This is a genomic window from Clostridia bacterium (assembly GCA_026414765.1).
In the GTDB taxonomy this organism is placed as follows: domain Bacteria; phylum Bacillota; class Clostridia; order Acetivibrionales; family DSM-27016; genus SKW86.
The window spans coordinates 33,540-47,195 of record JAOAIJ010000041.1; the positions used below are offsets into that span (position 1 = coordinate 33,540).

General features: G+C 38.1%; 10 protein-coding genes. 4 read left to right on the forward strand and 6 right to left on the reverse strand.

Annotation, left to right across the window (positions count from 1 at the left end; translation table 11 throughout):
• Window positions 1-35: 35 nt before the first annotated feature.
• The gene (locus N3I35_15185; GenBank protein ID MCX8131423.1) at window positions 36-347 is read left to right on the forward strand and encodes a Nif11-like leader peptide family natural product precursor; all 312 of its coding nucleotides are present in this window, start codon (window positions 36-38) and stop codon (window positions 345-347) included.
• A gap of 68 nt (window positions 348-415) precedes the next feature.
• Here the strand turns inward: N3I35_15185 and N3I35_15190 are convergent, their stop codons facing one another.
• From N3I35_15190 to N3I35_15205, 4 genes are all read right to left on the reverse strand, one after another.
• Entirely contained in the window at window positions 416-2,179 is a 1,764-nt protein-coding gene (locus N3I35_15190) for a B12-binding domain-containing radical SAM protein (protein ID MCX8131424.1), read from the reverse strand.
• A 61-nt stretch (window positions 2,180-2,240) separates the two neighbouring features.
• Window positions 2,241-4,001 (reverse strand): radical SAM protein, encoded by a 1,761-nt coding sequence (locus tag N3I35_15195; GenBank protein MCX8131425.1) that lies wholly within the window; start codon window positions 3,999-4,001, stop codon window positions 2,241-2,243.
• 49 nt (window positions 4,002-4,050) lie between these two features.
• Window positions 4,051-5,166: a hypothetical protein gene (locus N3I35_15200; protein ID MCX8131426.1), complete on the reverse strand. Its 1,116-nt coding sequence runs from the start codon at window positions 5,164-5,166 to the stop codon at window positions 4,051-4,053.
• A 17-nt stretch (window positions 5,167-5,183) separates the two neighbouring features.
• Window positions 5,184-7,001 (reverse strand): B12-binding domain-containing radical SAM protein, encoded by a 1,818-nt coding sequence (locus N3I35_15205; protein MCX8131427.1) that lies wholly within the window; start codon window positions 6,999-7,001, stop codon window positions 5,184-5,186.
• A gap of 246 nt (window positions 7,002-7,247) precedes the next feature.
• Here N3I35_15205 and corA point away from each other — a divergent pair, with 246 nt between their 5' ends.
• Window positions 7,248-8,207, forward strand: coding sequence for a magnesium/cobalt transporter CorA (gene corA / locus N3I35_15210; protein MCX8131428.1), 960 nt, complete (start codon window positions 7,248-7,250; stop codon window positions 8,205-8,207).
• Between the two features lie 518 nt (window positions 8,208-8,725).
• The gene (locus N3I35_15215) at window positions 8,726-9,526 is read left to right on the forward strand and encodes an FRG domain-containing protein (protein ID MCX8131429.1); all 801 of its coding nucleotides are present in this window, start codon (window positions 8,726-8,728) and stop codon (window positions 9,524-9,526) included.
• A 380-nt stretch (window positions 9,527-9,906) separates the two neighbouring features.
• Here the strand turns inward: N3I35_15215 and N3I35_15220 are convergent, their stop codons facing one another.
• Together N3I35_15220 and N3I35_15225 are read right to left on the reverse strand one after the other, a co-directional pair.
• Complete coding sequence (locus tag N3I35_15220) at window positions 9,907-10,479, reverse strand: hypothetical protein (protein ID MCX8131430.1); 573 nt, start codon at window positions 10,477-10,479, stop codon at window positions 9,907-9,909.
• 118 nt (window positions 10,480-10,597) lie between these two features.
• Window positions 10,598-11,887: a Spi family protease inhibitor gene (locus N3I35_15225; protein ID MCX8131431.1), complete on the reverse strand. Its 1,290-nt coding sequence runs from the start codon at window positions 11,885-11,887 to the stop codon at window positions 10,598-10,600.
• Between the two features lie 990 nt (window positions 11,888-12,877).
• Here N3I35_15225 and N3I35_15230 point away from each other — a divergent pair.
• Window positions 12,878-13,384, forward strand: coding sequence for an antitermination protein NusG (locus N3I35_15230; protein MCX8131432.1), 507 nt, complete (start codon window positions 12,878-12,880; stop codon window positions 13,382-13,384).
• The last annotated feature ends 272 nt before the right edge of the window (window positions 13,385-13,656 follow it).

Here is a 13,656-nt window from a genome sequence, read left to right on the forward strand (position 1 = left end):
ATGAGCTTTACTGTATGTGAAAGGAGGTGAAAAAAGTGTCAATTAATAATGCGAAAGCCCTTATTCAAAAATTACGTTCTGATAAATCATTAGCGAAAGCTTTTGCAAACGCAAAGACTACTGAGGAATTTCTTAATCTTGCGGCAAAACACGGTTATGATATTACCTTGGATGAATTTACAGAGGCTTTAGACGAGCTTAAAGATGTCATATGCGAGTCTATAGATGATCTGAAAGATGCTCTGGAGGAGTCAAATGATGACGGTAAACAGATTGACCAGGCAGTCGGGTTGACAATAGTGGGTGTGGACTATGCTTTTGTAGCAGTGCAGACTTCCTCGACTTGATACCCAGTTTCTAAAGCGATGCCTGTCCGTATATTTATACGGCAGGCGTCATCTTTATGCATATACAGTCAAGGGGGCATAAACAGCACCCAATGGCGTTCCTGGAAAGTTTTAAGAATACCCTCTAAGCTATTGCAAAGTTGATCTCCTGATAATCCATCTGGATGCCTTTGCTCCATGAGGAGCTGGATACTGTTCAGATTTATTTTTCCGCTGCATAGTAAAAGCAGTTCGTACTCAATGGGTGAAAGAGTTGCTTCATACAAAGCAGGTCGTCCATTAGACCAGCCAGCCTTATCCTCTATATCGAAAACCCTGCATGGATACCAGTTTTTCAGCTCTGACGGGAGGATTTCTTCCAGCCTTTTTGCCGGTGTAGTGATAAGCATTGTATAGTAGCGCCTTATTGCAGTATCTTTTGTATACAGGTATTTATACCATGTGCTGGATACCCCATAACGCAGTGCAAGCTCAAAATGCTTCTTAAGCCTGCCATGGGGAATCTTGTTGGATTTTAGCAGATATTTCATCGTATCAGAAAGCATTTTTACAAACTTATACCTTTCGTGGCACAGTTCTTCCCTTGAAAATACAAGGGTTTCTGTTACAGGAAAATCCTCCAGCGAAGTGAGTGAACTGCGGTCCAGTATGTTCAGGCCAAAATCATGTGGGTAATTGGATATGGCTGTGTTCGGAAGGGGAATAACAAAAGTAGTGGAGATATCCAGCAATCCCGGTGTTGCAATGAGAAGCTTTTCAATGTAGGTTGATGTAAACTCAAGAGTTTCTTTTGTTTCATGTACTCCTCCTATGATGAAATTACCGGCCAGCTGGGGCAAGTCGCATTCCCAGCATAGGTGCACCACCTCTTCAATCTGTTCCACTGTCGTCTGCTTGCCGTACATATCCAGAGCAGACTGCCATCCGGCCTCCATACCGATTTGCATTCTTACCATTCCTGCATCCTTCATCATGGAAACAAGCTGCGGCCATCTGGACAATATACTCGCATGTCCTTCACAGAACCATACAAAGTCCCTGGAACTCCGGAGGTCTGACATGACTTCACAGAACAAGGCGATCCTGTCATAGCTTATGGTAAAAGTGTCATCTACAAACCAGATATATTTTATTTCAGGGTTTTCATCCAATCCGCGGATTATTTCCTCTTTTACTGATTCCACGCTTCTAAGGCGTAGCTTTTTTGTATTTCCGCCCTCGAAACAGAATGTACATCGAAAAGGGCAGCCGCGCGCAGAGGCTACAGACAGGTTATATTTATGAGGACGGCGCAGAAGGTGTTGGGAACTGGGAGCTGGGAGTGCAACCAGGTCATCTATGGGAGGACGTTCGGGAGTAGACACCTCCAGTCCGGCTTCATCAAGGTATACGATACCCTTTATATTTGCAGGGGTTCCTCTACCCCAGGCCATCCAGTCTAAGAGCTCGCGAATGACATATTCTCCGTCTCCTCGAATAAGAAAGTCACATCTTGCAGCTTTTAAAAACTCTTCACCTACATGAAGAGCTTGGGGTCCTCCTACTAATACTCTCACCCCATATTTTTCTTTAAGTATAAGGCTCATAGAAACAACAGCACTCTGATTGTCATAATCGCAGTAAAGCCCTACTGCAAAAATCGGGTATTTCCGGGATTCCTCTTCAAATACCTTTACTGCATCGGTGGTTATGCCTGTGAATACACGGGCCCGGTACCCATTATCCTCCAGAAAAGCAGCAATGGACATAAGACCCAAATTATCGAGATATTCGAAGGTACGTTTATAGACCATTCTCTGGACATACATAAGTAGTATGGTTATGCGCTCCATTTCAGCCAGCCCCCTCTCTCACCGCCCTAAAGGAAATAAACAACTGCCGCTTCACTGACATTCAAAAACGGGCATACGCCAGCCATCGTTTTTCTTCAAACCCTTCAAGCAGCTTCAGAACTGTACCATCAAAGGCATCCCTGCTTTCAAACCTGCTTCCGAAGCCTGCGTATAATCTGTCCAGTATTTCTCCCAGCCTGAGTTTGCCACTGCATAAAAGAAGTAACTCGTATTCCAAAGGAGAAAATACATAGTCATTGATTTGTGGAAATCCACTGTCAAGTGATAGGGTATTCCAAATTTCAAATACTCTTTGGGGATGCCATGAATACAGCTCGTGTTTGGCTATGTCCTGTGAACGGCATACTGCATTACGAGCCATTAACTGATAATAGCGGTTGTAAATCGGATGCTTGATAAATACATTGATAAACCACCGGGAATAGACCCCGTACCTATAGGCTAGGCGATAGTTTCCAATGATTACATCATGGGGTATTTTCCCCCCGGTATACATTTTCATCATTGTATTATAGAGGTGTTTGTTAAGCCTATGCCTGGCGTTAAACAGTTCCATCCAGGTAAATGCCTCCGTTTCGGTCAGAGGAATATCCTCGAGACCTTGGGTTTCACGTTCTGACAGCAGACGTAAGCCGAAATCCTGAGGTCTTTTCGTAATGGCTGTGTTGGGATAAGGCATGAGGAAGAAACCCAGGGATTCAAACCTGCCTGGCGCCAGCTCCATAAGTCTTGTAACCAGATTTGCCCCGGCTTCAAGGGTTTCCGGGCTTTCAAGCGGGCCGCCCACAATTATATTGCCAGTTATTTGAGGTATCCCGGCTTTTACACTTTCACGTACCACAAATTCCATCATTTCTGCTGTGGTTTGCTTTTTATACAGAGAAAGCACCTCGTCAGAACCTGACTCAATGCCAAGAAACAGCTTCACGAGACCTGCATCTGCCATTTGTTTCAGCATCTCGGGCCATTTGTACAAGGTTTGGACATGGCCTTCGCAAAACCATACGAAATCCTTCTTTTGTCTCAGTCGTTTAAGCCCTGTGCAGAATTGCTCCACACGCTTTGGGTCCAGAGTGAATGTATCATCAATAAAAAATATATACTTGCAATTCGGGTGTCGTCCAAAATGGCAGGTAATTTCGTCAAGAACATTCTGTACGCTTCGGAAACGGACTCTCCTGGTATTGTTTCCTTCATAGCAGAATGCGCAGTGATAGGGGCAGCCACGTCCAGTCATGACAGGAAGGATAGACCAGGATTCATGTCCTTTTTCCAACCTGAAGTCAGGCCACGGCAGGCTGTCAAGATCTTCAATTGGCTTTCTGTCGGGACGGCAGACCATCTCTCCACTTTCGTCAAGGTATGATATGCCGTCTAGCTCTGCCCGGCTTTTTTCACCCTTTATATAGAGATCCAGCAGTTCAAGGAGCGGGAATTCGCCATCTCCACGGATAATTGCATCACAACCCGACTTCTCCAGAAAACTCTGGTTCAGTCCAACGGCCTGGGGACCACCTACAAAAACGGGTATACCCCATTTTTCCTTGATGTACCTGGATATCTCTGTAACCAGCGTGCTGTTTTCATAATCACAATAAAACCCTACGGTCAGTGCACCATCTTCAGCCATTTTCCTTTCGATCCATTCCATGGCTTCATGGGCGAATCCCCGGAACAGTGCCGCACTATAGCCTTTTTCCTTCAGGAAAACAGTAAGGAGATTTTGGCCGATGCTGATATCTTCCGGTACAGAGCCCCAATTTTCCCGGTGGGTATTTATAAGTAAAATATCGTATGTCATATAAAATTACCCCACATATATAAGTTTAAAGTAAACATGTAAATACAGCTTATATAGCTGTATATGCCAGCCAATACCTGTCTTCAAATGACCTGAGTATTGACATGGCAGTCGTGTAAAACTCCCCATATCCTTCAAATCTGCTGCCAAAGCGCGAAAAGATTACATCCAGCACCTGTTGAAGGGTTAATTTGCCTGTAGAATGCAAAAACAGTTCGTATTCAAGAGGGGAAAGAACCTGACTACCGATACGGGGATAGCCCTTTTCATAATCTACAGAAGCCCACATATCTATTGTGCGCTGAGGTCTCCATGTTTCCAATTCATCCGGTGCTATATCAATTGAGCGTCTGGCAGCACCACGCGATAAAAGGTTGAAATAGTTGAACAGCACCTTATACTTCTTAAATATTGTGCTATGCCATAAGGAATCTATTCCATAGTTTTCATATAGTGTGAAATGAGAAAGTATTTTTTTGTGAGGGATTTTGCGTTTGGCTTCCAGACTGCACATACAGGAGATAATCTGAGAGTAGTATTTTTGCTGCACTATAATAGGCCAATCTTTTCTGATGTCTTTTAATTTCCAGGGAGTACTTTCATAGTTCTCCAGCAGGATCACACTGTCTGAAGACAAGTTATCTTCTGTAGAAAATGGTAAATCAGAAGCACTGTAAATGCGAAGAAGCGGGCTAGGCCCGGGTTCGAAGCTTCCAGGTGATGCAGTAATCAACCCTCTTACACGTTCTAGCACACTTTCAATATTTTCAATACTCTGTGGTAACCAATCTAATACCATATGACCCACAACCTGTGGTATGACACCTTTGGAACAGAGGACGGAAGCGTATGTAAAATCATTATTATCTGACTGCGTGTTAATTTCCAGTTCGATTCGCACAAGGCCGCAGTCTGCAAGTTCTTCAGCCAATTCAGGTATGTCCGCTAAAACGAAAGGTTTACACCGGCATCCCCATACAAAATCCCGTGTGTTTTTCAAATCTGCCATTCCTCGGCTGATTTGTGAAGCCTTCACAGCATCGCGGGCAAAGTCGTCGCCTGTTAGGCGTATAAACTTCAAATCCGGAAATTCCTTTAGTCTTTTCTCTACTTCATCTAAAATAACTTGGACATTCTTTTCTTTGACGAATACGTTGTTTTCCATCACAACCCCCATAAAGCCTAATATTCTGTGTACCCTAGCCAACGACGACCTTCGAACCGGCTCATAATTCCCAGTACAGCAGTACAGAAGTCTTCGTAACAGGAAAAATCGTTTTTAAAATTGGAATATAAGCACATACAGATTTTGTTCAGTGTTGTTGTTCCCGTACACGACAGAATAAGTTCAAATTCAAGCCATGATAATTTCTGTCTGGCTATTATAGGATTGCCGCTATCAAAATCACAGTATTCCCATAATCTGAAAGTACGAATGGGACAATGATTCCATATTTCACTGCCGGGTATTAGTTTAGAATTCACAATAGAGCCCTGTTCCATTAATGTATAGTAGTTTTTTAGAATATTGTCCGGAGAGTAGACCATTTTGTACCAATTGCTCTCAATCCCATATTTATGTTTCAGGCGGAAATCCTCCAATATACGGGCTTCAGAGATATGCCCTTCTTCCTGGAGGTTTAGCATTTTAGTAAGGATGTGGTTTGTGAATTCCATCCTCATGGAGGTTATTTCCTCACGGGAGAGATCTCTGGTTTCAGCAACTGCAATATCACCCGATGAGGTAAGGGAGTCTATATCTATAATGTTTAAGCCAAAGGCGGATGGATTGCACGTTAGGGCCGTATTAGGCAAAGGGAGGAAAAATGTAGAGGTAATATCCACCATGCCTGGTCCTATATCAAGAAGCCTTGCTACAAATTTTTTTGTTTCATCAAAGGTCTGCCGGGTTTCCAGAGCGCCGCCGATGATAATGTTCCCTGCTAGCTGTGGCAAGCCCTTTTTCCAGCATTGCTGGACTACATCTTCTATTTGCTCTAATGTGGCTTGCTTTCTGTATAGTTCAATAACACGGGGAGATCCGGATTCTATTCCTATCTGCATTCTGACAAGACCTGATTCTAGCATTGCAGATAGCATGTCGGGCCATCTTATGAAAGTACTTGGGTGGCACTCACAAAACCAGACGAAATCGTATTCCCTTCGTAAATTTGCAAATTCTCTGCTAAAGGCTTCAATACGCTTAGGGTCGAGGGTGAAGGTGTCATCTGCAAACCATATGTACCTAATACCAGGGTTATGTTCCAGGGCGCAGCGGAGCTCGCTAATTACATTGTCCACACTCCGCAGGCGTACTTTTCCAGGGACGCTTCCTTCATAGCAGAAAGCGCAGTTGAAGGGGCAGCCGCGCCCGGTCAGCAGAGTAAAACTTTTTCTGTTTTTATAAGAGGTCCAATCCTTTCCTGGTTTTCTGAAAGGTAATCCATCAAGGTCATTTATAGGGGGGCGTGGCTTTAAACTGATAAGGTGATTGTCCTTATCAAGATAGGAGACTCCAGCAATGGTTTCAAGGGAACCGCAGCCATGAAGAAAGAACTCCAGTAACTCATAAACCGGATATTCTCCTTCTCCACGTATTAGTACATCACAACAGGAGTTTTTTAGAAAACTGTCTCCCAGGGCTACTGCCTGCGGGCCTCCTATAAACACTTTTGTGCCCCATTTGTTTTTTACTGTCCGGCAGAAGCTTTCAACTACCGAGCAGTTTTCATAATCACAATAAAGCCCAACAACATCCAGGCCATATTCAGATATTTCCTGATCAACAACAGAGAGAGCTATGTGAGCTGGGCCTGAAAAAACTTTGGCATTATACCCTTTGTCTTCTACAAAAGCAGCAAGTGCCTTTAATCCCAGTGGTTCTGTAAGTTGATAGAGATTACCTGTACCAAGACGCTGCATATATATAAACATGATCTTACCTCTTATGCTGTCTTCAGGCTTACTCCCGTCTAAGCTTTTAGATATTCCTTCAACCAACGTGCATGCTCCTCTTGTGAGATATTGGCAATTTGGCGTTGCCTATTACAATATATTCGTAAAGCTTACTGATTATATCTTTGCAAGAAGTAAGTTTATCATTTTTGGCAATTCTGAAGCTAAAAACGCGGCTTAAGTTGCTTTGAAGCAATAAATCAATCTGAATATTACAAAGCTCTTTGTGCTTTCTTAATAAAGTAATATAATAGGTATTGATGAATGAAAAGATTTGCGGAGGATAAGAAATTGATTAATACAATTGCCTTGACAGAGGATTTAGAGCTTCTTATAGATGTTCCTATTGAGCGCTTGACTGAATCGGACATTAACTGGTATTGGGTGGATATTACAGAGTGTGATGAAAGTTATAAATCATTATTAAGCGAGCACTTTGGTTTTCATCATTTATCAATAGAAGACTGTTTACATTATTATGAGCGTCCCAAGGTAGACTACTATGATACATATAATTTCTTTGTTCTTAATGCACTAAATATAAAAAGCCTAACAGCTTCTGATTTAAATCTGTTTGTTGGGAAGAATTATATCGTGTCCTTTCATAAGGTTGAGATTATGCAAATAAAGGCTGTACGTGAGAAATTGATATCAAACAAAAATATATGGGCTGAAGGACATCTCTATGTCACTTATCTTATTTTTGATAAGATTGTTGATCAGTACTTTCCGGCAGTTTACCAAATAGAAGATAAACTGGGGAGTATTACAATCAGGGCAGGCGGAAATTTAAACGAAAGTATAATTAACAAGGTTTTTGGCTTGCGCGAAGACCTTCTGAAGCTTAGAAGAATTATTAATTCAATGAAAGAACTTTTATACAGGATAATAAATTCTGAACACTTACAGGAGTTCAGGGACAGTAAGCAATACTTTAATGATATATATGACCATCTTCTCAAGCTTTCGGATATAGTGGAATCCAACCGGGAGATGACCGCTGATATGCGTGACAGCTACTTGTCAATAAACTCGCATCGGATGAACAGGATCATGACAATCCTTACTATAATAACATCAATTTTTATACCATTGACCTTTGTAGTGGGAATCTATGGAATGAATTTTGAGTATATGCCCGAATTGAGTTGGAAATATGGATATTTTCTAGTACTTGGAATCATGGCGATAATTGGTGTTGGAATGTTTCTGTGGTTTAAAATAAAAGGCTGGTTGAACATTTATAAATAGTGTATTTAGGCTGTATAAAATGTTGTATTCCTTATCAAAAGTCAATAGGCAGCCTCTAAATTACGAGGAGTACGGGGAGCTTTTAGAAATTAATTCTATTAAAGATTCACAAAATGGAGTGTTTATGATGTTAATTGCAAGGCAGCTGCTTACAAAAATTTATCTAGGTACCATAAACGTGAAGAGTCAAAGTTTATCAATACTGGACATAAGAAAGCGCTGCTAACTGTCAAAACTGCAGATCAGCTTGGATTTACGGGCAAAAGAGACATAATTTACAAGGGTTTTGATGGCGGAGATGACCTTGATAGCGGTGTCGACGATTTTGACAAAGAAAAATTCCATAAATTGTGGATTGGAAGAAAATATAATAGTATAATTTAGGTGGTATTATTTTGATTTCAATATCATACTTTTCAGTTGTAATGAAAAATGATACCAGGTATATATTTGCTGGAGCATATCACCAAAAACGTAAATCAATGAGCATTTTGATATAGAAAAAGGGAGGGGAACTGATGAAAGAGCGAAGCTATAATGATATCACTATTCACTCTTGGGAAGAACTTATTGAAAAGGTCTATGAGAATTCTTACAGATCGGACATAAATAGATATAGGACAAGTTTTGTATTCAGGGGGATAAGTGATAAAGGCTATGAGCTCAAAACTTCATTAGAAAGAAATTGTAAGGACAATTGTGGTTTAGAAAACAGTATATTGAGGAATTTCATTAAGTATGCAAGATTAGGGGCGGAGAGTGAAAAGAATATTTGGAAGGTGCTTGCCATTGCTCAGCACCATGGATTGCCTACAAGGCTTTTGGACTGGACATACTCACCTTTTGTAGCTATGCACTTTGCAACTTTTGATACGGATAGTTTTGATAAAGACGGTGTTATATGGTGTATAAATATAGAAAGAATGCATGAGGTAATCCCAGGCAAACTGAGAACTATTCTAAAAAGGGAAAACGCGTACGCATTTACAACAGAAATGCTTTCGGAAAAATGCTCAAATTTAGGTGATTTTGACACTTTATCCGATAATCCTTTTTTGCTGTTTTTTGAGCCTCCGTCATTAGATGACAGGATTATTAATCAGTTTGGATTACACTCTGTAGTATCCAACCCGACTATAATTCATGATGAGATATTAGTAAATTATCCTGACTACTATAAAAGACTAATAATCCCTAAGGAAATAAAATTAGAGATTAGAGATAAATTAGACCAGGCGAATATTAATGAGAGGGTTCTTTTTCCTGGCCTTGATGGTTTGTGTACCTGGCTTGCCAGGCATTATAGACCCCTAAGTTGAATTCTACACAGCAAGCTTATTACCAATATGCAGGTAGTTCGGAGTTATAATTAGATTATCATCAGATTTTTGCAAAAAATGTACGCTAAGAAATTGTGTTGTGTCATATGCCTGAATTAACTGATTCAAAGGACTTAATGCAATACAATTGATATTGTGTTGAGTCAGGAATTTTCATAAGAATGGGAGTTACGCAAATAATAACTCCCATTTCTTAATGTATAAAAATTATACTAGTTTTACTCAGAAGAATCAACAAAACTAACGAATATTAATCTAAGACTATGAGTCGCAAAATATCTTTTTAGTTATATGCTAAACTATAGCTTACGAATGTATTTTGCAAGGACGTACTGATTTTCAGACTTATGTAAAGAATTTTATAAAAATTTGATACCACTTATTATATAATAGTGTTCATCATTATCTGGATTAAATAATACCTTGATATCATAGGAATAATTACCGGATGCCTTAAGTTTATCCATATCTCCATCCTTATCAGATGTTTTACTTAAATACAAAAATCCAACCTTGTTACTATTAAAGTGTTCAACATTTGACTCGCACTTATATACAGCAATATCCTTCAAAACTACTTCTCCACCAGCGTTATCTGTAATAGACTTTATTAGTTTATTGTAATTTTTTTTCAAACTGTCTACGTTATTATCTATGGGAGTACTTTTATTTATAAGTATATATTTACCTACATTAACTGTAGAAACTAAAAAGAAATTATTATTATCATTGTCTGAGAAGGTGCAATAGATATTGTTTTTGCCGCCCAAAACAGGCGGTTCGCTTAATATAAAATCCTTAAATTCCTTTGCTTTGAATTTCTCTATGATCATGTTTTTATAATCATTGATATCTTTAGGTTGAGTTGTGCTTGCACACCCATTCAATATTGAAAACAAAAACAACATACCAAGTAAAAGGTATTTACTCATTAATACACCTCGCTAAATTTTGATATTAAAGTAATTATTCTATATTTACCACTGCTAATAAATTAATTGAAGATAATAAATGTTGTTTTAAATTGTTCTATTTTCAGAATAACAGTAATTACTTGGGAGTAGCAGGAGTTATATATGTTGCAGCTCCTACTAAAGTCGATGTTGTTGCGTATATATACCGATCCCCACTGTTCCAATTATCATGTACTACATAGAAATCGTGAGTATATGATGCAATAGTTCCCTGGTAAAGTGTTTTATACTTAGTATAGCCTCTAACTGCAACGGTATGATTATAATACTGACCACTTGCTAATGAAAATAAAACCGGTTTATTATTATCAATCTCACTACGGATCGAACTGAAACTCCATGTGTAGCTGGTAGATCCACTCCCGTTTGTATAACCAAAAGCTTTCCAACTGTTAGTTACAAGATTATTGTTTTTAGTTACGCCCAAACCGCCGCTAGGCGTATATCCAAGACTGACAGCCTCCGCGCGTACTTTGCTATATATTGCAGATTTATCCAATGGTACTTTAGTCCAGCCATTGGCAGAGAAATAGATAAATATATTTGATAATGAACTTAATGTACAGTTGTTAACTCCGGAACCAGTAGTTTTACCAACACCATCGGATGTTTCATAATCTTTTTGCAGCCAGTTTCCAACGTAATCAAGTAGTTTTGTATTGGAGGAATCTTTAAAATATGTAGCAGCACTGTTCCATGTATTTTGTAAATATATGGCGGGGTCTGAAATAACTTCACCGTTTCCATTATCACCAACAAAAAAATCTTTTAACACTGAATCATTAGCTTTTAATATGTTTCCCCATATTTGCTTATTATTAGCCTTGTCACTTTTGTTAACATTGAAGAATTTCTTTACTTTGTCTTTTGATTGTTTTTCTCCATAGTCACTCACTAAATCGTTATTTTCATATTCTGAAAAATAATTTAAGTTTCCAAGGTAATGCAATTTTTTCTGCTTTGAATTACCATTTGTGTAAGCCTCCAAATTTTCGATCGGAGATTTTGCACTATATGAGAACTCTACAACAGGATTCATTTCAGTATTTGCAGCTACCACAATATATCCTTTTGGTTGGCTCCCTTTTGAAATATTGAAAACATATGTGGTAACATCTTCATCTAAACCATAAAGAGGAGTTACCGAGCTGATTTTGCAGCTATTATCCCAACCACTTTCATTGTTGTATACAATATCATTGAGCATAAAATAGACAGCAGCTTTTGATGCACCAGTATTGTTAACATCAAAATTTAAAGCAGCTTCCGTTTCGTCTTTCTTTAGACTGGTAGGAGCAGCACTTGCTATAGTTTGAGATAATAAAACAAGGGATAAAACAAGTGTTCCAAGTTTTCTTAATAACATAATGCTTTCCTCCATATATTGGTATTTTTTATATTTTATACTTAATTAATCCTATAATCAATATAGAAAATTTACAATTTCTATTGTTCAAAGTAATATGTCATTGAATTTTTTCAATATTCTATACCTATCTATTAATATTACCATAATTTCACAACTTTGTATTTGTGGTATCTAACATACTTATTGTAGTTTATCTGATATTCCATTTGAGTAGAAGGGTGGAAAAATTGGGAATTACATTGTTCTAGAATGGGTTTGGTTAATAAAAAAGACTACATTCTATAAATTGGGATAACAGTATGTAAATTCGCATCGAATATACACTTCTGAACTACATAACCTGACGAGTTATCAGCCTTGTAAACTCCCTTTTTAGTCTTAATAAATAGGGTTTTAGTTCATCATGTATTCCTTAATTTTAATTGCCCTTCCTTATGTCTGTATCGAGCGACAGAAAACCATTGGAATTCATTTTTCAACAGAAGTAAAAAAGTAGGGTGAATTGTAGTTTACCCTACTTTTTTTATATTTCCTTCCATATAGTTTTAGTATTTATCTTGCTGGCCTCTTTTCTATCAGGACAGAAGAAAAGGCAGTATGTCGTGCAATGGTGAGGAAGCTCACATCCTTGTTTTGAAAAATATTGGGAATTAAAGGAATTTATACTTGAATAATATGTAAATATATGGTAAGATTGTAACAAATAGTGGGATTTTACTTACGGGGATTATTATCACTAGCAACTAAAATAAGACAATATTCCTTTATTCCAGATACAAATTATGCAGATGGATATCAGTTCTATTAACAATGAATTAAAAGTGTACAACCTAAAGTGATTCAAATTACAAAATAATTTATCTTGTTTGATGCGGGGGCGCTCAAATTAAGGAAATTATTATTATAGTAAACCAAAATCAGAAATATCAATTTAAGCAGATATATTTCTATTAAGTAATTATGCCTTTTTGTAGAAAGGGGATTCATTTGTGTTGGTATATACTTAGAACAAGACCAAGTCAGGAAGAAAAAAATCAGCAGTTAATCCAGATAATATTCCGGGACTTGGAAATCATTTTTCCTAAACGCAGACTCAGTTGGCGTAAAAAGGGTCAGATTATTGATATAATCGAGCCTTTGTTCAGAGGGTATTTATTTGTAACAACTACCAATGAGCGCATTGAAGAACTTGATTTATGGCTTCGTGTTAACAGAATAGAAGCTCAATTAATGAAAACTGATAAAAAAATATCTCAAATAACTTCAGAGGAAGCTGATTTGATAAGTAAATTGATGTGCAATGGGGATATTGTAGAAAAGAGTGAAATAAAAAAAATCGGTGAAAGGGTTAGTATAGTCAGTGGACCATTGGTTGGTCTGGAAGGGATTATTGAAAGGTTCTCTAAAAGAAACCGACGCGTTACTGTACGAATAACAATAGGCGGTGAAGTAAAAAGGGTTGATTTAGAAGGAAAGTGGCTAAATCTCGAGTAATTCTTAAATTATTTCAGGCTTTTACAGCCGAGTGGTTATAAAATAATTTGTTTTGAATAATTTTAAATTAAAAGAATCATCTCTGCGAGATGATTCTTTTAATTATTAATATAGGAAACTGTTTATATCCTAATTAGTTTAGACTATTCATTAATATGAGGGGGGGAGAAATAGTATAAAGCTGCTTAATGCAAGTTTATCAAGTAAAAATAATCATAGATATATATTTGCATTTTTACAGTATTAATTTTCAAATTCTTAAGAAAAGAATA

Coding starts and splice junctions, on each gene's coding strand:
- N3I35_15190 (MCX8131424.1), bottom strand. CDS start 2,179: ATGGAGCGCATAACCATACTACTTATGTATGTCCAGAGAATGGTCTAT.
- N3I35_15220 (MCX8131430.1), bottom strand. CDS start 10,479: ATGAGTAAATACCTTTTACTTGGTATGTTGTTTTTGTTTTCAATATTG.
- N3I35_15215 (MCX8131429.1), top strand. CDS start 8,726: ATGAAAGAGCGAAGCTATAATGATATCACTATTCACTCTTGGGAAGAA.
- N3I35_15200 (MCX8131426.1), bottom strand. CDS start 5,166: ATGGAAAACAACGTATTCGTCAAAGAAAAGAATGTCCAAGTTATTTTA.
- N3I35_15195 (MCX8131425.1), bottom strand. CDS start 4,001: ATGACATACGATATTTTACTTATAAATACCCACCGGGAAAATTGGGGC.
- N3I35_15225 (MCX8131431.1), bottom strand. CDS start 11,887: ATGTTATTAAGAAAACTTGGAACACTTGTTTTATCCCTTGTTTTATTA.